A 19725-nucleotide genomic window follows, 5' to 3' on the forward strand; every position below is an offset into this window, starting at 1 on the left:
CATCCCCCCGCCCTGCCCCTAGGCCCAAGGCTGCGAAGCCCAGACCGGATCCGCCGATGACCCAGACCGACCTGATCCAGCGATTGACGGCGGGCCTGCCGATCACCGCCGGGTCCTTCATCGTCACCGTCTATGGCGACGTGGTGGTGCCGCGCGGCGAAGTCTTGTGGATCGGCAGCCTGATCGACATCTGCGCCCGCATCGGGATCAGCGAAAACCTGGTGCGCACCGCCGTGTCGCGCCTGGTCGCCGGGGGACGGCTGGAGGGCGAGCGGGTCGGGCGGCGCAGCTTCTATCGCCTGGCCCCCGCCGCCCGCGCCGAATTCGCGGATGCCGCGCGGCTGCTTTACGCGCGGCCCCGGCCTTCGGGCGACTGGCTGGTGATTCTGCATCCCGACATGCCCGAGGGGCTGGCCCGACGTCACCGCATGGCGCGCTTGGGGGGCGATCTGTGGATCTGCCCGGCACGCGACGATGTGCCGGACGGTGGCGGGCTGGTCCTGCGCGCCGTTCCCGTGGCGGGAACGGACCAGTTGCCCCGGCTGGCGGGGTTCTGGGATCTGGATGCCCTTGCCCAGGGCTATCGCATGGTTCTGGACCGTTTCGGACCCCTTGCAGATGGCAGCTTTTCGCCCGAGGACGCGCTGATCACCCGGCTGCTGCTGGTGCATCTTTATCGCGGCGTCCTGCTGCGCGACCCCGGCTTGCCGCCGGATGCCCTGCCTGCCGACTGGCCGGGAACGGACGCGCAGGCCTTGTTCCGCGACCTTTATGCGGCCCTGACCCCCCTTGCCGAAGCGCATGTCGCCCGCGTGATGGAGGGCGAGGACGGCCCCCTGCCCGAAGCCACCCCCCGCACGCAGGCCCGACTTTCCGCGCTTGCTTGAAACATTACACCAGAATGCACATTTCTGTTTACGATGTAATGTGTGGCCTGCTATAAGCTGACCAATCGGTCGATGAATTGGGAGAATCATCGGCTTCATCTGAAAATTACTGGGGGTCTGCATGTCCGAAGCCTTCATCTGCGATGCGATCCGCACGCCGGTCGGCCGTTACGGCGGGGCGCTTGCCACGATCCGCGCCGACGACCTGGCCGCCCTGCCCTTGCAGGCGCTGATGTCGCGCAACCCCGATGTGGACTGGTCCGCCGTGGACGACGTGATCCTGGGCTGCGCCAACCAGGCGGGCGAGGATAACCGCAACGTGGCGCGCATGGCCGTGCTGCTGTCGGGAATGCCCATCGGCGTGCCGGGCACCACGGTCAACCGGCTGTGCGGGTCGGGGATGGATGCCATCGGCATGGCGGCGCGGGCGATCCGGGCGGGCGACTGCGACTTCATGGTCGCGGGCGGGGTCGAGTCGATGACCCGCGCGCCCTTCGTGATGCCCAAGGCGGAAACTGCCTTTGCGCGCGCCAACGCCGTCTATGACACGACCATCGGCTGGCGCTTTCCGAACCCGGCGCTGCGCAAGGCTTACGGCACCGACTCGATGCCCGAAACCGCCGATAACGTGGCCGCCGATTACGGCATCAGCCGTGCCGACCAGGACGCCTTTGCCGCCCGGTCGCAGGACCGCTGGGCTGCCGCGCAGGCTGCGGGAATCTTCCGGGACGAGATCGTGCCGGTGCATGTGCCCCAGAAGAAGGGCGATCACCTTACCGTCGATACCGACGAACACCCGCGCCCCGGCACCACGGTCGAAACGCTTGCCAAGCTGAAGGGCGTGAACGGCCCCGACCTGACGGTGACGGCGGGCAACGCATCCGGCGTGAACGACGGGGCGGCCGCCCTTGCGATCCTGTCCAAGGACGCGGCCCGCGCCCAGGGCCTGACGCCCAAGGCGCGGATCGTCGCCATGGCGGCGGCGGGGGTCGAGCCGCGCATCATGGGCATCGGCCCGGTGCCTGCGGTGCGCAAGGTCCTGGCCCGCGCAAAGATGTCGCTGGACCAGATGGATGTGATAGAATTGAACGAAGCCTTTGCCGCACAGGGCCTGGCCGTGCTTCGTGACCTGGGAATTGCCGACGACGATCCGCGCGTGAACCCGAATGGCGGGGCCATCGCCATCGGGCATCCGCTGGGCATGTCCGGCGCACGCCTTGTCACCACCGCGATGTACCAGCTGATCCGCAGCGGCGGGCGCTACGGCCTTTGCACCATGTGCGTCGGCGTGGGCCAGGGCATCGCCATCATTATCGAACGCGTCTGAGGGGGAACTGCCATGTATGCACAGATGGTCAAATCCGAGGGTTCGAAATCCCGCGACGAGATGACGCCCGAGGAAATCGCTTTCCAGGAGCGTATCGACCGGAACGAGAAGATCGAGCCGAAGGAATGGATGCCCGAGGGCTATCGCAAGACGCTGATCCGCCAGATCGGGCAACATGCGCATAGCGAGATCGTGGGGCAGCTTCCCGAAGGCAACTGGATCACCCGCGCGCCCACGCTGGAACGCAAGGCGATCCTGCTGGCGAAGGTCCAGGACGAGGCGGGGCATGGGTTGTATCTTTACTGCGCCGCCGAGACGCTGGGCGTCAGCCGCGACGAGCTACTGGAAAAGCTGCACAGCGGCAACATGAAGTATTCGTCGATCTTCAACTATCCGACGCTGACCTGGGCCGACATGGGCGCGGTGGGCTGGCTGGTGGACGGCGCGGCGATCATGAACCAGGTGCCGTTGCAGCGCACGTCCTATGGTCCCTATTCCCGCGCGATGATCCGCATCTGCAAGGAGGAATCGTTCCACCAGCGGCAGGGTTACGACATCATGATGAAGATGTGCGCGGGCACCCCGGAACAGAAGGCGATGGCGCAGGATGCGCTCAACCGCTTCTGGTATCCGGCGCTGATGATGTTCGGGCCGTCGGACAAGGACTCGGTCCATTCCGCGCAGTCGATGGCGTGGAAGATCAAGATGAACACGAATGATGAACTGCGCCAGAAGTTCGTGGACCAGACTGTGCCGCAGGCCGAATACCTGGGCCTGACCGTTCCCGACCCCGACCTGAAGTGGAACGAGGAAAAGGGCGGCTACGATTTCAGCGAGCCCGACTGGTCGGAGTTCTTCGCGGTGATCGCAGGGAATGGCCCCTGCAACGCCGAACGCCTGGGCGCCCGCGTCAAGGCTTGGGAGGACGGCGCATGGTTCCGCGACGGCCTGATGGCGCACGCCGCCAAGGCCGATGAACGCGCCCGCGCCGCCCGCCACGCCGCAGAATAGGAACGCGCCCCCGCGCGCCCAGCCACAACCCGCATCTTTGGGAGGAGCCATCATGTCCAGCGAATGGCCGCTTTGGGAAATCTTCATCCGGGGCCAGCACGGCCTCAACCACCGGCACGTCGGCAGCCTGCACGCGCCCGATGCCGAGATGGCGATCCGCAACGCCCGCGACGTCTATACCCGCCGGAACGAAGGGGTGTCGATCTGGGTGGTGCGGTCGAACGACATCACCGCGTCCTCGCCCTCGGAAAAGGGGCCGCTTTATGACCCGTCGAACAGCAAGGTCTATCGCCACCCGACCTTCTTCGACATTCCCGACGAAGTGGGGCACATGTGATGCCGTCCCTTCCCGACATGACCACCCCGAACCTGACGGCACTTGCCGGTCAGGCCCTGGCCGACAGCGGCCATGTTCAGGTGCCCGCCCCCGATGCCGGGCAGGAACAGTTTTCCGAGTGGCTGCAACGGCTGGGCGACAACTGCCTGATCCTGGGCCATCGCGTGTCCGAATGGTGCGGCCACGCCCCGGTGCTGGAGGAAGACATCGCGCTTGCCAACCAGGCGCTTGACCTGATCGGCCAGTGCCAGTTGTGGCTGGGCCTTGCCGCCGAGGTCGAGGGCAAGGGCCGCGACGCCGATGCGCTGGCCTATCTGCGCGACGCGGGGGCCTTCCGCAACCTGCTGCTGGTGGAACTGCCGAATGGCGATTTCGGCGTGACCCTGATGCGCCAGTTCCTGTTCGACGCCTTCCATATTGAACTTCTGCGGGCGCTGAAAACGTCATCCGACAACCGCGTGGCGGACATCGCCGCCAAGGCCGAGAAAGAGGTCGCCTATCACCTGGAACGCTCGGCCGACTTGGTGATCCGGCTGGGCGACGGCACGGACGAAAGCCATCAGCGAATGCAGGCCGCGCTGACAAAGCTGTGGTCCTATACGGGCGAGATGTTCCTCGACGACGCCGTCGATCAGGCCATGGCGGATGCCGGGATCGCGCCCCTGCCGTCCTCGCTGCAACCCGCCTGGGACAAGACCGTCGCGGCGGTTCTGGACGAGGCGACCTTGGCTGCGCCAACTGGCGCATGGCAGCACAAGGGCGGGAAAAAGGGCATCCACACCGAACACCTGGGCTATATCCTGGCCGAGATGCAGTTCCTGCAGCGCGCCTATCCCGGCGCCAAGTGGTGATGCAATGGCAACCACGACGCTGCCCCATACCGACCAGATCTGGGAATGGCTGTCGCAGGTGCCGGACCCGGAAATCCCGGTCATCAGCCTGACCGACCTGGGCATCATCCGGGACGTTCAATGGCAGGGCGATACCCTGGTCGTGACGGTCACGCCCACCTATTCAGGCTGCCCCGCGACCGGCATCATCAACCTGGACATCGAGTCCGCCCTGCGCGCCCACGGGATTCAGAAGCTGGAACTGAAGCGCCAGCTTTCCCCCGCCTGGACGACCGAGTGGATCACCGCCGAGGGGCGCGAGAAGCTGCGCGCCTATGGCATCGCGCCCCCCGTCGATGGCACGGCGGCGGATGGGGTGCTGGCGGGACGCGTGTCGCGTCTGATGGGCAACAACCTGACCATCCAGTGCCCGCGCTGCGGATCGACGCATACGCAAAAGGTCAGCCAGTTCGGCTCGACCCCCTGCAAGGCCAGCTATCGCTGCGCCGACTGTCTGGAACCCTTCGACTATTTCAAGTGCATCTGACTGCACTCCCCCTAGACGCCCAAGGAAAGACACCCCGATGGCACGCTTTCTGCCCCTGAAGGTCACCGATGTGCGCCGCGAAACCCGCGATGCGGTCGTCGTGACCCTTGCCCCGCGCGAGGAAGACCGCGCGCTGTTCGACTTCACCCAAGGGCAATACCTGACCTTCCGCCGCAGCTTCGACGGAGAGGAGTTGCGCCGGTCCTATTCCATCTGCGCGGGCGTCGATGACGGCTGCCTGCAGGTGGGCATCAAGCGCGTCGATGGCGGTGCCTTCTCCACCTGGGCCAACGAGAACCTGGCCCCGGGCGACATGATCGAGGCGATGCCGCCGATGGGCAAGTTCTCGATGCCGCTGGACCCGGACGCCGCGCGTCACTACGTGGGCTTTGCCGCAGGATCGGGGATCACGCCGGTCCTGTCGATCGTGAAGACCGTGCTGCGGCGGGAACCGAAGTCGCGCTTCACCCTGGTCTATGCCAACCGCCAGATCAGCAGCATCATGTTCCGCGAGGAGCTGGAGGATCTGAAGAACCTGCACCTGGGCCGCTTCTCGGTCCTGCATGTGCTGGAAAGCGAGGCGCAGGAGATCGACCTGTTCACCGGCCGCATCGACGCCGCCAAGATGACTGCGCTGTTCGACCGCTGGATCGACGCCAAATCGGTGGATGCCGCCTTCATCTGCGGGCCGGAACCGATGATGCTGACCGTGGCGCAGTCGCTGCGCGACCATGGGCTGCGCGACGACCAGATCCGGTTCGAGTTGTTCGCATCAAGCCAGCCAGGCCGCGCCAAGGCCCGTCCGGTGTCCAAGGCCACGGATGCGGGCGAGGGAACGCAGGCCACCGTCACCCTGGACGGCGCCACCCGCGTCTTCACCATGCCGCGCGAAGGCCAGACGATCCTGGACGCCGCCATCGCCGCCAACCTGGACGCGCCCTATTCCTGCAAGGCGGGCGTCTGTTCCACCTGCCGTTGCAAGGTCCTGGAAGGCGAGGTCGAGATGGCGGTGAACCACGCGCTTGAGGATTACGAGGTCCGCGCGGGCTATGTCCTGTCCTGCCAGTCCTATCCGCTGACCGACCGCGTGGTCGTCACCTATGACGAGTGAGGGTGCAATGTCCGACACGATGAACATCGAGGACTATCTGGCCCAGGGCGGCATGCTGACCGCGCCCGGCAACGTGCCCGCCCGCTATCGCGGCGAGTTGATGCGGCTGATGTCGTCCTTCGTGGACAGCGAACTGGCGGCCTCGGCCGGGTTTGCGTCCTCGATCAACTTCGCGCCGGGCATCAAGGAACGCATCGCGGCCAGCCGGATTACCCTGGAAAAGGCCGACCATGCGGAACGCGTGCTGGCGGTGATGGGCGATTTCGGCACCGACACGCGCCGCTATCAGATGCAACACGACTGGGCCGCGCGGGTTGATCGCGACAGCGACCTGGGCGCCACGCGCCGGGAAGGCGACATGCGCCTGTCGGTCTTCCACTATCCGATCACCGGCTGGACCGATGCGGTGGTGATGAACGTGCTGCAAGGCCTTGCCACCGGCGTTCAGATGGAAGAACTGAGCCGCGTCTCCTATGCCCCCCTGGCCGAGGTTTTCCGCGCGATCGCCCCGCGCGAGGCGCGCCACGCCGAACTGGGTCTGGAAGGGCTGAGGCGGATCGTGGAAACCGACGCGGGCCGCGCGCAGGCGCAGGCCAGCATCGCCTATTGGCGCCCCCGCGTGGCGGCGGGCTTCGGTGCAGCGAACTCGTCCCGCTATGACACGCAGGCGCGTTTCGGCATCCGCCATACCCCGAACGAGACGCTGCTGGCCCGCTGGGAACAGCTGACCGACGAACATCTGGCCGCCCTGGGTCTCTGACCCTGGCGGCTTTTGAAGAACTGGAAGGACAAGCCATGACCATCACGCTTCGCGCTCCGCGCCGCCTGGAAAGCCATGTCTGCGGGGAATGGGTGCCCGGCGCGAAAGAAGGGCAGACCCTTCTGGACGCGGCCACCGGCGCGCCGGTGGCGACCATCGATTCCACCGGCATCGACTTCGCGGCGGCGCTTGACTATGGCCGGACAAAGGCCGGGCCGAAGCTGCGCGCCATGACCTTTCACGAACGCGCCGGCATGTTGAAGGCGCTTGGCCTGGCGCTGATGGCCCAGAAGGAAGACTTCTACACTGAGAGCCTGCATACCGGCGCCACCCGCGCCGATGGCTGGGTGGACATCGAGGGCGGCATCGGCACCATGCTGACCTTCGCCTCCAAGGGCCGCCGCGAACTGCCCAATACCCGCGTGCTGACTGACGGCGATGTCGAACTGCTGTCCAAAGACAACACGTTCAGCGCCCAGCATATCCTGTCGCCGCTGCATGGGGTTGCAATTCACATCAACGCCTTCAACTTTCCCGTCTGGGGGATGCTGGAAAAGATCGCGCCGACGCTGCTGGCGGGCGTGCCCTGCCTGGTGAAGCCCGCCAGCCAGACCGCATATCTGACCGAACTGGTGGCGCGCCGCATCATCGACACGGGCATCCTGCCCGATGGCGCGCTGCAACTGGTCTGCGGATCGGTGGGCGACCTGCTGGACCACGTGACCGAACAGGACGCCGTGACCTTCACCGGGTCCGCCCACACGGGGCGCAAGCTGAAGACGCATCCGGCGATCGTGCAGCATTCCGTCCGCTTCACGATGGAGGCCGACAGCCTGAACGCCACCATCCTTGGCCCCGACGCGGTGGCGGGCACGCCCGAGTTTGACCTGTTCGTGAAGGAGGTCGCGCGCGAGATGACCTCGAAGGCGGGCCAGAAATGCACCGCCATCCGCCGCGTCATCGCCCCGCGCGGGCAGGTGGACGCGCTGATCGCCGCCCTGCGCGACCGGCTGGAGAAGACGGCCCTGGGGATGCCGGGCGACGAAGGGACCCGGATGGGTCCGCTCGCCAGCCTCGGCCAGCGGGACGAGGTGCGGGCGCGCATCCGCGAATTGCAGGCGGTGGCCGAGATCGTCGCGGGCAACCCCGACGATGTGCGGATCGCGTCCGGCGATGCGGAAAAGGGCGCCTTCCTGAACCCGGTCCTGCTTTACGCCGACAAGCCCTTCGAGGCGGCGGCGGTCCATGATTGCGAGGCCTTCGGCCCGGTTTCCACCGTCATGGCCTATGACGATCTGGACGAAGCCGTGGCTTTGGCCGCGCGGGGGCGTGGCTCACTGGTGTCCTCGGTCTTCACCGACGACAAGGACGTGGCCGAACGCGTGGTTCTGGGCGTCGCGCCCTTCCACGGGCGGGTGCTGATCGGCAACCGCGCCTCGGCCAAGTCCTCCACCGGGCATGGCTCTCCCCTGGCGCCGCTGGTCCATGGGGGTCCGGGCCGCGCGGGCGGCGGCGAGGAGATGGGCGGCATCCGTGGCGTCAAGCACTTCATGCAGCGCACCGCCGTCCAGGGCGCGCCGCGCCTGCTGTCGGCGGTGACAGGCCGCTGGATCGAAGGGGCGGATACGCAACAGGGGGAACACCCCTTCCGCAAGTCGCTGGCGGAACTGCGCATCGGCGACCAACTGGTCACGGCGGCGCGGCAAGTCACGCAGGAGGATGTCGAGCATTTCGCCCATTTCACCGGCGACACCTTCTATGCCCACATGGACGCCGAGGCCGCCAAGGCCAACCCCTTCTTCGACGACCGCGTAGCCCATGGTTATCTGATCGCCTCCTTCGCCGCCGGGCTGTTCGTGGAACCCAATCCCGGCCCGGTCTTGGCGAATTACGGCGTGGACAACCTGCGTTTCCTGACCCCCGTCTATTTCGGCGACACGCTGCAGGTCCGCCTGACCTGCAAGGAGATCAACCCGCGCGAAAATGCAGGCCACGGAGAAGTCCGCTGGGACTGCCAGGTGACGAACCAGAAGAAAGAAGTGGTCGCGCAGTACGACGTGCTGACCATGGTCGCGAAAACCTGGCCGCCGGTGGAATGATGGCCAAGGTCTATTCCTGGGACGGCATCGTGCCGGTGATCGACCCGCAGGCCTTCGTCCACCCCGAAGCCGTGGTGATCGGCGACGTGATCGTGGATCCCGGCGTCTATGTCGGCCCCTGCGCCGTCCTGCGCGGCGATTTCGGGCGCATTATCTTGCACGCGGGATCGAACGTGCAGGAAACCTGCGTGGTCCATTCCTTTCCCGGCAAGGATGTCGTGGTCGAGGAAGCAGGCCATATCGGCCACGGTGCCGTCCTGCACGGCTGCCATATCGGCCGGAATGCCATGGTCGGCATGAACGCCGTGGTCATGGACGAGGCGGTGGTGGGCGAGAACACGATCATTGCCGCCATGGCCTTCGTGAAGGCCGGGGCGCAGATCCCGCCGAACTCGCTGGCGGTCGGATCGCCCGCCAAGGTGGTGCGCGAGTTGTCGGCGGACGAGATCGCCTGGAAGCGCCAGGGCACCGGCGTCTATCAGCAGCTTGCAATCGAGGCAAAGACGAAACTGGCCCCGGCGGTGGCGCTGTCCGAGATTGAGCCGGACCGGCGGCGGGCCGAGGCGCCGCGATATGATCCGCTGGTCATGGCGCGGAAGGGTTTTGATCGGTAGGGTGCGTGCTTGCACGCACCGTTTCGGTAGGCTGCAGGATGGTGCGTGCAAGCACGCACCCTACAGAACGCCCTCCCAATCCCGGCCCGCCGTGAAAATCCGCAGGATCGTCACCGTTTCGTCACCCACGATGAAGGCCACGGTCAACCGGCGCTCGAAGCCGATGATCCGCAGATTCGGGCGGATATCGGCGCGAAGATGCCCGCGTTCAGATCCGACACCCAACCGCCTGCAAAAGCCCTCGACCCGCGAAAGATAGGCGATGGCGACCTGGGGCGATGCAGCATCGGCGATCCAGTCGTAAAGCGTGGCAAGATCCTCGGCCGCCTCGGGCGCGAAGACGACCTGGCGTTCCTTCACGAGCGGCCTGCAAGCGCCCTGGCATGACGGGCGCGGATGGCCTCGAACACCCGATCCGCCGACAGGCCGCGCGCGGGGTCGGCCTCCATCGCGTCATAGACGGGCGCGACCTCCTCTCGCAGCCAGCGATCGACGGCGGCGTTGCGTTCCTGCAAGGCGCGCAATCCCGCCCGGACGACCTCGCTGGCCGATGCATAGCTGCCCGAGGCGACAAGGTCGTCGATGAAGGCGGCATGTTCGGGGGGCAGGCTGACGGTGCGCTTTTCAACGGTGGCCATGGGTCTCTCCGGGCGGGTATGGGGAATTCATACCACGCCTGATGCACCTTGTCACCGCACCGCCTTGATCCCTTCCAGGATCAGCGTCGTCGCGACATCCGCGTAATCCTCGCGCGAGATGCGGCCGCCGTCCTTGAACCACATGTAGACCCAGTTCATCATGCCGAACAGCGACATGGTGACGGGCATCAGCAGCGGGCGTTCGCGGGTGTTCAGGTCCGGGTTGATCTGGTCCAGCACAATCGAGAACCGCTTCACGATGCTGCGCTCCACCGCCATGATCTGGGCCTTCTGGTCGTCGGTCAGCGCCGCCGTGCCATTCAGCTGAACCTTGTGCTGGTTGTCGGCCCCGCGGTAACCTTCCAGCACCGCGCCGACCAGCCGGCGCAGGCGCTGATGGGGCGGCAGCGTGGGATCGTCGGCGGCTTCGATCGCCAGTTGCAGCTCCTCCAGATGGGTCATGATGATCGCGAAGATCAGCGCGTCCTTGGACGGATAATAGTGATACAGCAGGGCCTTGCTGACCTGCGCCTGCTGCGCGATCTGCGCCATCGAGGCCTTGTCCATCCCCTGTTCGGCAAAGACAAGCGCCGCATGATCCAGGATGATGCGGCTCTTTTCCTCGAAGTCCTGTGCCCGCGTTCGCGCCATGGGGTCACTTTCCTGTTGGGTCGTGTGCCGCTTTAGCCGGGGGTTGTGGCAAAGTCACCACCACCCCCGGCCTGGGCATCATTCTTTCGGGCGGTTGTCGATCACCCGCTTGGCCTTGCCTTCCGACCGGGCAATGCCGCCGGGATCGCGCACCTCGATCCGGGTCGAAACCCCCACGACCGACTTGATATGGTGCGCCAGTTCCTTGGCCGATGCCGCGCGGGCGTCGGCTGCGGCCTGATCCTCGGCGCATTCGACATGGACGGTCATCGTGTCCATGCGGCCCGACCGGGACAGTTCGATCTGGAAATGCGGCGCAAGGCCCGCGCATTTCAGGATCTGCTCCTCGATCTGGGTCGGGAAGACGTTGACGCCGCGCAGGATGATCATGTCGTCGGACCGGCCGGTGATCTTCTCGATCCGGCGCATGGACCGCGCGGTGCCGGGCAGAAGGCGGGTCAGGTCGCGGGTGCGATACCGCACCATCGGCAGGCCTTCCTTGGTCAGCGTGGTGAAGACCAGCTCGCCCATCTGGCCGTCGGGCAGGACTTCGCCGGTCACAGGGTCGATGATCTCGGGATAGAAGTGGTCTTCCCAGATGTGCAGCCCGTCCTTGGTTTCCACGCATTCCTGGGCCACGCCCGGTCCCATGACCTCGGACAGACCATAGATGTCCACGGCGTGCATGTCGAAGGCCTCCTCGATCTCCTGGCGCATGGCGTTGGTCCAGGGTTCCGCGCCGAAGATGCCCACTTGCAGCGAGGACTGGCGCGGGTCGAGGCCCTGGCGGCGGAATTCGTCCAGGATCGACAGCATGTAGGAGGGCGTCACCATGATGATGCGCGGCTTGAAGTCGTTGATCAGCGTCACCTGCCGTTCGGTCATGCCGCCCGACATGGGAACGACCGTGCAGCCCAGCCGCTCGGCCCCGTAATGCGCGCCAAGCCCTCCGGTGAACAGGCCATAGCCATAGGCGTTGTGCAGCATGTCGCCGGGCCGCCCGCCTGCCGCGCGGATCGAACGGGCGATCAGGTTGGCCCAGTGGTCGATATCGGCCTGGGTATAGCCCACCACGGTCGGCTTGCCGGTGGTGCCCGACGATCCGTGGATGCGCACCAGCTTGGACTGCGGCACCGCGAACATGCCGAAGGGATAGCAGTCGCGCAGGTCCTGCTTCACGGTGAAGGGGAACTTGGCGATGTCCTTGAGGGTCTTCAGATCCTCGGGGTGGACATCGGCCTCAATGAACTTCTTGCGGTAGAAGGGCGAGTTCTCGAAGGCGTGCTTCAGCGACCGCTTCATGCGGTGGAATTGCAGGGCCTCGATCTCGTCGCGGGACGCGGTCTCGATGGGGTCGAGATCCTTGGGGTTCGGGGTCAGGTCTTCCATGGGTCTCCTCCCTCGGGTTGCGGTCAGGCGGGCAGGTGGGTGCCCTTGACGGTGCGCGAATGGCCGCGGAATTCGGCCACATGCGCCCCGTCCTGGTTGGTGATGCGGATGTCGTAGATGCCCGACCGGCCCCGGCGTGACGTCTCCGTGGCGATGGCGGTCAGCCGGTCGCCGATGCGGCCAGGAATCAGGTAGGTGATCGAGCAGTGCTGCGCCACGACCATCTGGTTGTAGCTGTTGCAGGCGAATGCGAAGGCGCTGTCGGCCAGTGTGAAGATATAGCCGCCGTGGCAGTTGCCGTGCCCGTTCGACATGGCATCCGTGATGGTCATCGACAGCGTGGCCCGGCCGGGTGCGATATGGTCCAGGGTCATGCCAAGCCGCTGGCTGGCCGAATCGTCGTTCCACATGGCCTGGGCCGAGGCTTCGGCCAGTTCCTGCGGGGTCATCTCGCTGACGGGCTTCATTGGCCGCTGAACCTTGCCGGGCGCTTTTCCAGAAAGGCGGTGACGCCCTCGGCATAGTCGGCGCTGCGGCCCGCCTGCTGTTGCGCGTCGCGTTCGGCGTCAAGCTGCTGGTCGAGGCTGTTGGTCGCGGCGTCCTGGATCAGGCGCTTGGTCAGGCCAAGGCCGAGGGTCGGGCCAGCCGCCAGTGAGCGTGCCAGCGTTTCCGCCTCGGCCATCAGGTCGATGTCCTCGACGGCCTTCCAGATCAGGCCCCAGTCGGCAGCTTTTTCGGCCGTCAAAGGCTCGGCGGTCAGGGCCAGGGCCTTGGCGCGGGGCTCGCCCAGGATGCGCGACAGGGCCCAGGTGCCGCCAGCGTCGGGGATCAGGCCGATCTTGGCAAAGGCCTGGATGAATTTCGCCGATTTCGCGGCCAGCACGATGTCGCAGGCGAAGGCGATGTTGGCCCCTGCCCCTGCCGCCACGCCGTTGACCGCGCAGACGACCGGCTTTTCCAAGCTGCGGATCAGCCGCAGCGTCGGGTTGTAGAAGGTGTCCAGCGTCTTCCCCAGGTCCGGCGCGGGTCCGCCCTTGCGCGGATCGCGGTCGCCAAGGTCCTGGCCCGCGCAGAAGCCGCGTCCCGCCCCCGTCACCAATACGGCGCGGACCGCCGAATCGTCATGCGCCCGCTGGATGCCTTCCCGCAGCGCCAAGTGCATGTCCTCGTTGAAGGAATTAAGCTTTTCAGGACGGTTCAACGTCAGCGTCAGCACGCCATCGGCCAAGGCCGACAGCACCGTGGGGGATGCGGTCATGGTGTTTCTCCCTTCGCGCCGATTTCTCGGCCTCCTCGAAGAAATCTGTTGCATAAACCGACCGGTCGGTCAATGATATTCGCAAGCCGGAGGAGGAACCGGCGGAGGAGCCCATGACCGACCTGTTTGCCCGCCATCGCCAGATGCTGGATGACGCCGTGAACGCCCTTCAGGAGCGCGGCTTCTGGACCCCCTTCCCCGAGGTGCCCAGCGGCAAGATCTATGGCGAGACCGCCAAGGCGGATGGCGAGGCAGCTTATGCCGCGCTGCTGGGCCAGACCTTCACCCTGCCCGGCCACCCCGAGCGGCGCCGCATGGGCGCCGAGGTGTCCCCTTGGGGCGATGCCCTGCGAATCACCTATCCGGCGGCAGATGCGCCGGCGATGATCGCGGCGGCCCAGGGGGCGGCTGACGATCTGGCAGCGGCCAGCGTGGAAGCCCGCGTCGGCGTCTGCCTGGAGATCCTGTCGCGGCTGAACCGGATCAGCTTCCTGCTGGGCCACGCGACGATGCACACCACAGGGCAGGCCTTCGCCATGGCCTTCCAGGCGGGCGGTCCGCACGCGCAGGATCGCGGGCTGGAGGCGGTCGCGGTCGCCTGGACGGAAATGACCCGCTTTGCCGACAGCGCCCGCTGGGAAAAGCCGCAGGGCAAGGCCGCGCCGCTGGTGATCGACAAGCATTGGACGCTGGTGCCCGCCGGGATCTCGCTGGCGATCGGCTGCAACACCTTCCCGACCTGGAACAGCTATCCCGGCATCTTCGCCAGCCTTGCCACCGGCAACCCGGTGATCGTGAAGCCGCACCCGGCGGCGATCCTGCCGCTGGCCCTGACCGTGCAGGTCGCGCGCGAGGTCCTGGCCGAGGCTGGCCTGCCCGCCGACGCGATCCTGCTGGCCGTCGATGAGCCGGGGGCCGAGATCACCAAGCAACTGGCCTCCGATCCCGCCGTGCGGCTGATCGACTATACCGGCTCGTCCAGCTTCGGCAGCTGGCTGCGCGAGAATGCCCGGCAGGCGCAGATCTTCACCGAGGAAACCGGTGTCAACAGCGTGGTCGTCGCCGCGACCGACGATTTCGACGGCATGTGCGCGAACCTGGCGTTTTCGCTCTCGCTCTATTCCGGGCAGATGTGCACCTCGCCGCAGAACCTTTATGTGCCGCAGTGCGGGATCGAGACGGACCAAGGACACAAGACCTTCGATCAGGTGGCAGACGGGCTGGCCCAGGCCATCGACACCCTGCTGGCCGACCCGAAGCAGGCGGCGGGCGTCTGCGGCGCCATCGCCAATCCCGCCACACGCGACCGGGTAGCGCGCGCGCGCACCCAGGGCCGCGTCATCCGCGACGGCACGCCGCTGTTGCTGGCCGTGGACGCCGACGCCCCCGTGGCGCAGGACGAATGCTTCGGCCCGGTGGCCTTCGTGATTCCCTGCACGGACGCCGACGACGGCATCGCCCGCGCAGCACACTTGGCCGCGACCAAGGGCGCCATCACCGCAGCGCTCTACGACACCGACGATGCCCGCATCCGCCGCGCGGTGCAGGCCTTCGCCCGCGCGGGCGTCAACCTGTCGGTCAACCTGACCGGCGCCATCTTCGTCAACCAGTCGGCCGCCTTCAGCGACTTCCACGTCACCGGGGCCAACCCCGCCGGAAACGCCAGCCTGACCGACACCGCCTTTGTCGCGACCCGCTTTCGCCGCGTGATGTGGCGCAGGCCGGCCGCTGCCACCGCTTGACCAAGTTCTCTGGGGAGGAGACGACAATGCAGAAGACCCTGACCACCACGGCCCTTGCCACGCTGCTGGCCCTGGGCGCCACCGCCGCATCCGCCGAAATCCGCATCGGCGCGTCCGTTTCGGCCACCGGCCCCGCCGCCTTCCTGGGCGACCCCGAGGCGAAGACGCTGGAAATGCTGGTCGAGCAGATCAACGAAAAGGGCGGCATCAACGGCGAGGAGATCGCGCTCACGCTCTATGACGACGGCGGCGACCCCAACAAGGCGCGCACCTTCGCCACCCGCCTGATCGAGGATGACGAGGTCGTGGCGATCATCGGCGGATCGACCACCGGCACGTCCATGTCGATCCTGTCGGTCGCCGAGGATAACGAGATCCCCTTCATCTCGCTGGCGGGCGCCATCGAGATCATCGACCCGGTGAAGCCCTTCACCTTCAAGACCCCGCATACCGACCGCATGGCCTGCCAGAAGATCTTCGAGGACATGCAGAAGCAGGGCATCACGAAGATCGGCATGATCTCGGGCACCGACGGCTTCGGCGCATCGATGCAGGCGCAGTGCAAAGAGGTGGTCGGCGAATACGGGATCGAGGTTCTGGCGGACGAAACCTATAACCCGACCGACGCCGACATGACCACGCAACTGACCAAGATCCGCAACACGGATGGCGTGCAGGCCGTGCTGAACCCCGGTTTCGGCCAAGGCCCGTCCATTGTGACGCGCAACTATCGCCAGCTGGCCATCGACCTGCCGCTTTACCAGTCGCATGGCGTGGCGTCCGACGGCTTCATCGAACTGGCTGGTGCGGAAGCGGCCGAAGGCGTGCGCCTGCCCGGCACCGCCCTTCTGATCGCCGACCAGTTGGGTGCGGACGACCCGCAGAAACCGGTCGTGGACGCCTACAAGACCGCCTTCGAGGAAAAGACCGGCACCTCGGTCGGCACTTTCGGCGGCTATGCCCATGATGCCTTCCTGATCCTGACCGACGCCATCACCCGCGCCGGCAGCGCCGAGCCGCAGGCGATCCGCGACGCCATCGAGGCGACCTCGGGCCTGGCAGGAACCACCGGCATCTACAACATGTCTGCCGAGGATCACCTGGGCCTCGACCTCTCCGCCTTCCGCATGCTGGAGATCAAGGGCGGCGAATGGACCGTGGTGGAATGATCCGCTGACCGCCGCGCCCCTTCACGGGCGCGGCACCACCTGACAGCTTTGGGGTCGCCATGGCGGAACTGCTGCAATTCCTGTTCTCGGGCGTGACGGTGGGCGCGGTCTATGCGCTTGTCGCGCTTGGCTTCACGATCATCTACAACGCATCCGACGTGGTGAACTTCGCACAAGGCGAATTCGTCATGCTGGGCGGGATGCTGACCTTTGTCTGCCACGCGGCGGGCCTGCCGCTGCCCCTGGCCGCGCTGATCGCCATCGCCGCCACATCCGCCATCGGCGTCGCCATGAACAAGCTCGCGATCGAGCCTGCGCGTGGCGCCCCCGTCGTGTCGCTGATCATCATCACCATCGGCGCGTCCATCTTCATCCGGGGGGCCGCGCAACTGCTGTTCGGCAAGCAGATCCACAGCTTTCCGGCATTCTCGGGCGACACGCCCCTGCGTATTGGGGGTGCCACGATCCTGCCGCAAAGCCTGTGGGTGATCGGCGGCGCGGTGGTGGTCTTCGTGGGCCTGTGGCTGTTCTTCACCCGCACGCTGACGGGCCGCGCGGTGCTGGCCACGTCGAACAATCGCCTGGCCGCGCAACTGGTCGGCATCAACACCGGCTTCGTGATGACGCTGTCCTTCGCGCTGTCGGCGGGCATCGGCGCGCTTGCGGGCGTGCTGGCGACGCCGATCACCCTGACCTCCTATGACGTGGGGCTGGCCTTTGCGCTCAAGGGCTTTGCCGCCGCCATGCTGGGCGGGATGGGCAATCCCAAGGGCGCGCTTGCGGGCGGGTTCCTGCTGGGCCTGATCGAGGCGCTGACGGCGGGATACCTGTCCTCGCAATACAAGGACGCCGCAGCCTTCGTCGTGATCCTGTTGGTGCTGTTCTTCATGCCCCAGGGCCTGTTCGGCCGCAAATCGACCGAGCGGGTGTGACCATGAAGATTTCCGCCAAATCCGCCACGCTGCTGGTCCTGGTCGTCCTGATCCTGCTGTCGCCGGTGCTGTTCCCCTCGGGCTATTACTACCGCGTAGGCGCGCTGATCTTCGTCAACGCCATCGCCGTCACCGGCATCGTGATCCTGACCGGCTATGCGGGCCAGATCAGCCTGGGTCACGCGGGCTTCGCCGGGATCGGTGCCTATGCCTGCGCCCTGGCGCCGGTCCATCTGGGGCTGCACCCGTCGCTGGCGCTTGTGCTGGGTGCCGCCATTTCCGCTGTCCTGGCCTTTCTGGTCGGCCGCCCGATCCTGCGGCTCAAGGGCTATTACCTGGGCGTCGCCACCCTGGGCTTCGGCATCCTGGTGTCGATGGTGCTGAACAACGAACGCCAGCTGACCGGCGGTCCCGACGGGATGGAGGTGCCGGAACTGGGCCTGCGCGGGCTGCTGGAGGACGCCGGGCTGGATCTGACCAACGGCCAGTTCTGGTATTTCTTCTGCGGCATCGTCCTGATCCTGGCCGCCTGGCTGGCCCTGAACCTTTACAACAGCCCCACCGGCCGCGCCCTGCGCGCGCTGCACGGGTCCGAGGTCGCGGCCCGCACCGTGGGCGTGGACGTGGCCCGGCTGAAGCTGCAGGCCTTTGTGATCTCGGCCGTCTATGCCTCGGTCTCGGGGTCGCTTCTGGCGCTGCAGAACAAGTTCATTACGCCGGATGTCGCAGGCTTCATGCACTCGATCGAGATGGTGACCATGGCCGTCCTGGGCGGCGTGGGATCGGTCCTGGGCGCGATTTTTGGCGCGGCGGTCCTCACGCTGCTGCCGCAGGTGCTGACGGTCTTCGCCGAATATGAACAACTGGTTCTGGGCCTGGTGATGATGCTGGTGATGATCTTCCTGCCGCAGGGGCTTTTGCCGTCGATCCTGCGCAAGGTCCGGGGGAAAGACGAATGACCGCGCTTCTGTCAGTCGAAGGGCTGGGCATCAGCTTCGGCGGCCTGAAGGCCGTGAACGATGTCAGCTTCACCGTTGAACCGGGCGAGATCACGTCCGTGATCGGGCCGAACGGCGCGGGAAAGACCACGCTGTTCAACATGATCTCGGGCGTTTACCAACCCGGCAGCGGGCGCGTGGTCCTGGGGGGCGAGGACGTGACCGGCATGGCCCCGCATCTGCTGGCCCGGCGCGGCATGTCGCGGACCTTCCAGAACCTGCAGATCTTCCAGTCCATGACCGTGCTGGAAAACGCCATCTCGGGCTATCACCTCCGGGAACGCGGGCCGGTGCTGGCGGATCTGTTCAACCTGCCCTCGTCCCGCCGCCGCGCGGCCCAGGCACAGGCAGGCGCGCGCGAGTTGCTGGCCCGCGTGGGCCTGGACCGCGCAGCGGAGCGTGAAGCCGGGAACCTGTCCTATGGCGCGCTGAAACGGCTGGAAATCGCACGCGCCCTGGCACTGTCGCCCAGGATCCTGCTGCTGGACGAACCCGCCGCCGGCTGCAACGCGGTCGAAACCGAGGAGATCGACCACCTGATCGCCGAGGTCGCGAAATCCGGCGTGGCGATCCTGCTGGTCGAACACGACATGAAGATGGTCATGCGCATATCGAACCACATCGTCGTGCTGGACCATGGCGAAAAGATCGCCGAGGGCGACCCCGCCAGCGTCAGCCGCAACCCGGCTGTCATCGCCGCATACCTCGGAACGGAGGCCGCCCATGCTGACGGTTGAAGGGCTGCGCTCGCGCTATGGCCGGATCGAGGTGCTGCACGGCATCGACCTGACCGTGCAGTCGGGCGAGATCGTCACGGTGGTCGGCGCCAACGGCGCGGGCAAGACGACGCTGCTGAAATGCCTGTCGGGCACCCAGCCCGTGTCGGGCGGCACCATCACCTTCCGGGGTGAAAGCCTGACCGGCGTGCCCGCGCATCGCCGCCCGGCGCGGGGGCTGACCCAATCGCCCGAAGGCCGCCAGATCTTCACCAACCTGACGGTCGAGGAGAACCTGCGCCTTGGCGCTTACCTGTTCACCGACGACCGGGTGGAGAAGGACATGGGGGACGCCTTCGCGATGTTCCCGATCCTGCGCGAGAAACGCAACCTGCCCGCGGGCGGGCTGTCGGGCGGGCAGCAGCAGATGCTGGCCATGGCCCGCGCGCTGATGGGACGCCCGTCCTGCCTTTTGCTGGATGAGCCGTCGATGGGCCTGGCCCCGATCATCGTTCAGCAGATCTTCGACGTGGTCAGCGGGCTGAAGGCGCTTGGGGTCACGGTGCTGCTGGTCGAACAGAACGCCTTCGGTGCGCTGAAGATCGCCGACCGGGGATACGTCATGGAAACCGGCCGCATCACCATGTCGGGCGCGGCGGCGGACCTGATCGCCGACCCGCGCATCCGCGAAGCTTACCTGGGGATCTGA

Annotated in this window: 22 protein-coding genes; 16 read left to right on the forward strand and 6 right to left on the reverse strand. The window is 66.5% G+C overall.

The genetic code is table 11. The annotated features are described in order from the left end of the window. Positions 1-56: 56 nt before the first annotated feature. From RAH32_RS13720 to RAH32_RS13765, 10 genes are all read left to right on the forward strand, one after another. A complete protein-coding gene (locus tag RAH32_RS13720) occupies positions 57-887 on the forward strand; it encodes a PaaX family transcriptional regulator (RefSeq protein ID WP_306608514.1) in 831 nt (276 codons plus the stop codon). A gap of 121 nt (positions 888-1008) precedes the next feature. Then, entirely contained in the window at positions 1009-2214 is a 1206-nt protein-coding gene (gene pcaF / locus RAH32_RS13725; protein ID WP_306608515.1) for a 3-oxoadipyl-CoA thiolase, read from the forward strand. Positions 2215-2226: 12 nt separating this feature from the next. Continuing rightward, positions 2227-3225: a 1,2-phenylacetyl-CoA epoxidase subunit PaaA gene (paaA, locus tag RAH32_RS13730; RefSeq protein WP_306608516.1), complete on the forward strand. Its 999-nt coding sequence runs from the start codon at positions 2227-2229 to the stop codon at positions 3223-3225. A 52-nt stretch (positions 3226-3277) separates the two neighbouring features. Beyond that, positions 3278-3562 (forward strand): 1,2-phenylacetyl-CoA epoxidase subunit PaaB, encoded by a 285-nt coding sequence (gene paaB, locus RAH32_RS13735; RefSeq protein ID WP_306608517.1) that lies wholly within the window; start codon positions 3278-3280, stop codon positions 3560-3562. Continuing rightward, positions 3562-4413, forward strand: a complete 852-nt coding sequence (gene paaC / locus RAH32_RS13740) for a 1,2-phenylacetyl-CoA epoxidase subunit PaaC (protein WP_306608518.1) — start codon at positions 3562-3564, stop codon at positions 4411-4413. The genes paaB and paaC overlap by 1 nt, the downstream gene beginning before the upstream one ends. 4 nt (positions 4414-4417) lie before the next feature. Next, positions 4418-4939: a 1,2-phenylacetyl-CoA epoxidase subunit PaaD gene (paaD, locus tag RAH32_RS13745; RefSeq protein ID WP_306608519.1), complete on the forward strand. Its 522-nt coding sequence runs from the start codon at positions 4418-4420 to the stop codon at positions 4937-4939. A 37-nt stretch (positions 4940-4976) separates the two neighbouring features. After that, on the forward strand, positions 4977-6050 hold the full coding sequence (gene paaE, locus RAH32_RS13750; RefSeq protein WP_306608520.1) for a 1,2-phenylacetyl-CoA epoxidase subunit PaaE: 1074 nt from the start codon (positions 4977-4979) through the stop codon (positions 6048-6050). A 7-nt stretch (positions 6051-6057) separates the two neighbouring features. Next, positions 6058-6810, forward strand: coding sequence for a Phenylacetic acid catabolic protein (locus RAH32_RS13755; protein ID WP_306608521.1), 753 nt, complete (start codon positions 6058-6060; stop codon positions 6808-6810). Positions 6811-6845: 35 nt separating this feature from the next. Next, on the forward strand, positions 6846-8909 hold the full coding sequence (gene paaZ / locus RAH32_RS13760; RefSeq protein ID WP_306608522.1) for a phenylacetic acid degradation bifunctional protein PaaZ: 2064 nt from the start codon (positions 6846-6848) through the stop codon (positions 8907-8909). Next, positions 8906-9523 (forward strand): acyltransferase, encoded by a 618-nt coding sequence (locus tag RAH32_RS13765; protein ID WP_306608523.1) that lies wholly within the window; start codon positions 8906-8908, stop codon positions 9521-9523. Before paaZ ends, RAH32_RS13765 begins: the two co-directional genes overlap by 4 nt. 60 nt (positions 9524-9583) lie before the next feature. Here the strand turns inward: RAH32_RS13765 and RAH32_RS13770 are convergent, their stop codons facing one another. The 6 genes from RAH32_RS13770 to paaG all read right to left on the reverse strand — a co-directional run bounded on the left by RAH32_RS13770 (position 9584) and on the right by paaG (position 13459). Next, the gene (locus RAH32_RS13770; RefSeq protein WP_306608524.1) at positions 9584-9883 is read right to left on the reverse strand and encodes a type II toxin-antitoxin system RelE/ParE family toxin; all 300 of its coding nucleotides are present in this window, start codon (positions 9881-9883) and stop codon (positions 9584-9586) included. Beyond that, positions 9880-10161: a type II toxin-antitoxin system ParD family antitoxin gene (locus RAH32_RS13775; protein WP_306608525.1), complete on the reverse strand. Its 282-nt coding sequence runs from the start codon at positions 10159-10161 to the stop codon at positions 9880-9882. Before RAH32_RS13775 ends, RAH32_RS13770 begins: the two co-directional genes overlap by 4 nt. A 51-nt stretch (positions 10162-10212) precedes the next feature. Continuing rightward, positions 10213-10812 carry a TetR/AcrR family transcriptional regulator gene (locus RAH32_RS13780; protein WP_306608526.1) on the reverse strand — a complete coding sequence of 200 codons (600 nt, stop codon included), beginning with the start codon at positions 10810-10812 and terminating at the stop codon, positions 10213-10215. A 78-nt stretch (positions 10813-10890) separates the two neighbouring features. Then, positions 10891-12201, reverse strand: coding sequence for a phenylacetate--CoA ligase PaaK (gene paaK, locus RAH32_RS13785; RefSeq protein WP_306608527.1), 1311 nt, complete (start codon positions 12199-12201; stop codon positions 10891-10893). Between the two features lie 23 nt (positions 12202-12224). Further along, positions 12225-12650 carry a hydroxyphenylacetyl-CoA thioesterase PaaI gene (gene paaI / locus RAH32_RS13790; protein WP_306608666.1) on the reverse strand — a complete coding sequence of 142 codons (426 nt, stop codon included), beginning with the start codon at positions 12648-12650 and terminating at the stop codon, positions 12225-12227. A gap of 14 nt (positions 12651-12664) precedes the next feature. Continuing rightward, a complete protein-coding gene (gene paaG / locus RAH32_RS13795) occupies positions 12665-13459 on the reverse strand; it encodes a 2-(1,2-epoxy-1,2-dihydrophenyl)acetyl-CoA isomerase PaaG (RefSeq protein ID WP_306608528.1) in 795 nt (264 codons plus the stop codon). Between the two features lie 113 nt (positions 13460-13572). On the opposite strand from paaG, the gene paaN reads away from it, so the two are divergent. From paaN to RAH32_RS13825, 6 genes are read left to right on the forward strand one after another with little or no spacing between them, the layout of a single operon-like run. Further along, entirely contained in the window at positions 13573-15201 is a 1629-nt protein-coding gene (gene paaN / locus RAH32_RS13800; protein WP_306608529.1) for a phenylacetic acid degradation protein PaaN, read from the forward strand. Positions 15202-15227: 26 nt separating this feature from the next. Continuing rightward, a complete protein-coding gene (locus tag RAH32_RS13805; protein WP_306608530.1) occupies positions 15228-16370 on the forward strand; it encodes an ABC transporter substrate-binding protein in 1143 nt (380 codons plus the stop codon). 59 nt (positions 16371-16429) lie between these two features. Continuing rightward, positions 16430-17302, forward strand: a complete 873-nt coding sequence (locus tag RAH32_RS13810; RefSeq protein WP_306608531.1) for a branched-chain amino acid ABC transporter permease — start codon at positions 16430-16432, stop codon at positions 17300-17302. Between the two features lie 2 nt (positions 17303-17304). Then, positions 17305-18261: a branched-chain amino acid ABC transporter permease gene (locus RAH32_RS13815; RefSeq protein ID WP_306608532.1), complete on the forward strand. Its 957-nt coding sequence runs from the start codon at positions 17305-17307 to the stop codon at positions 18259-18261. Next, a complete protein-coding gene (locus tag RAH32_RS13820; RefSeq protein ID WP_306608533.1) occupies positions 18258-19037 on the forward strand; it encodes an ABC transporter ATP-binding protein in 780 nt (259 codons plus the stop codon). Before RAH32_RS13815 ends, RAH32_RS13820 begins: the two co-directional genes overlap by 4 nt. Beyond that, positions 19024-19725: an ABC transporter ATP-binding protein gene (locus RAH32_RS13825; RefSeq protein WP_306608534.1), complete on the forward strand. Its 702-nt coding sequence runs from the start codon at positions 19024-19026 to the stop codon at positions 19723-19725. Before RAH32_RS13820 ends, RAH32_RS13825 begins: the two co-directional genes overlap by 14 nt.

Origin of the sequence: Paracoccus yibinensis (assembly GCF_030846195.1) — a bacterium.
In the GTDB taxonomy this organism is placed as follows: domain Bacteria; phylum Pseudomonadota; class Alphaproteobacteria; order Rhodobacterales; family Rhodobacteraceae; genus Paracoccus; species Paracoccus yibinensis.

Coding starts and splice junctions, on each gene's coding strand:
- RAH32_RS13720 (WP_306608514.1), top strand. CDS start 57: ATGACCCAGACCGACCTGATCCAGCGATTGACGGCGGGCCTGCCGATC.
- pcaF (WP_306608515.1), top strand. CDS start 1,009: ATGTCCGAAGCCTTCATCTGCGATGCGATCCGCACGCCGGTCGGCCGT.
- paaA (WP_306608516.1), top strand. CDS start 2,227: ATGTATGCACAGATGGTCAAATCCGAGGGTTCGAAATCCCGCGACGAG.
- paaB (WP_306608517.1), top strand. CDS start 3,278: ATGTCCAGCGAATGGCCGCTTTGGGAAATCTTCATCCGGGGCCAGCAC.
- paaC (WP_306608518.1), top strand. CDS start 3,562: ATGCCGTCCCTTCCCGACATGACCACCCCGAACCTGACGGCACTTGCC.
- paaD (WP_306608519.1), top strand. CDS start 4,418: ATGGCAACCACGACGCTGCCCCATACCGACCAGATCTGGGAATGGCTG.
- paaE (WP_306608520.1), top strand. CDS start 4,977: ATGGCACGCTTTCTGCCCCTGAAGGTCACCGATGTGCGCCGCGAAACC.
- RAH32_RS13755 (WP_306608521.1), top strand. CDS start 6,058: ATGTCCGACACGATGAACATCGAGGACTATCTGGCCCAGGGCGGCATG.
- paaZ (WP_306608522.1), top strand. CDS start 6,846: ATGACCATCACGCTTCGCGCTCCGCGCCGCCTGGAAAGCCATGTCTGC.
- RAH32_RS13765 (WP_306608523.1), top strand. CDS start 8,906: ATGATGGCCAAGGTCTATTCCTGGGACGGCATCGTGCCGGTGATCGAC.
- RAH32_RS13775 (WP_306608525.1), bottom strand. CDS start 10,161: ATGGCCACCGTTGAAAAGCGCACCGTCAGCCTGCCCCCCGAACATGCC.
- RAH32_RS13780 (WP_306608526.1), bottom strand. CDS start 10,812: ATGGCGCGAACGCGGGCACAGGACTTCGAGGAAAAGAGCCGCATCATC.
- paaK (WP_306608527.1), bottom strand. CDS start 12,201: ATGGAAGACCTGACCCCGAACCCCAAGGATCTCGACCCCATCGAGACC.
- paaI (WP_306608666.1), bottom strand. CDS start 12,650: ATGACCCCGCAGGAACTGGCCGAAGCCTCGGCCCAGGCCATGTGGAAC.
- paaG (WP_306608528.1), bottom strand. CDS start 13,459: ATGACCGCATCCCCCACGGTGCTGTCGGCCTTGGCCGATGGCGTGCTG.
- paaN (WP_306608529.1), top strand. CDS start 13,573: ATGACCGACCTGTTTGCCCGCCATCGCCAGATGCTGGATGACGCCGTG.
- RAH32_RS13805 (WP_306608530.1), top strand. CDS start 15,228: ATGCAGAAGACCCTGACCACCACGGCCCTTGCCACGCTGCTGGCCCTG.
- RAH32_RS13810 (WP_306608531.1), top strand. CDS start 16,430: ATGGCGGAACTGCTGCAATTCCTGTTCTCGGGCGTGACGGTGGGCGCG.
- RAH32_RS13815 (WP_306608532.1), top strand. CDS start 17,305: ATGAAGATTTCCGCCAAATCCGCCACGCTGCTGGTCCTGGTCGTCCTG.
- RAH32_RS13820 (WP_306608533.1), top strand. CDS start 18,258: ATGACCGCGCTTCTGTCAGTCGAAGGGCTGGGCATCAGCTTCGGCGGC.
- RAH32_RS13825 (WP_306608534.1), top strand. CDS start 19,024: ATGCTGACGGTTGAAGGGCTGCGCTCGCGCTATGGCCGGATCGAGGTG.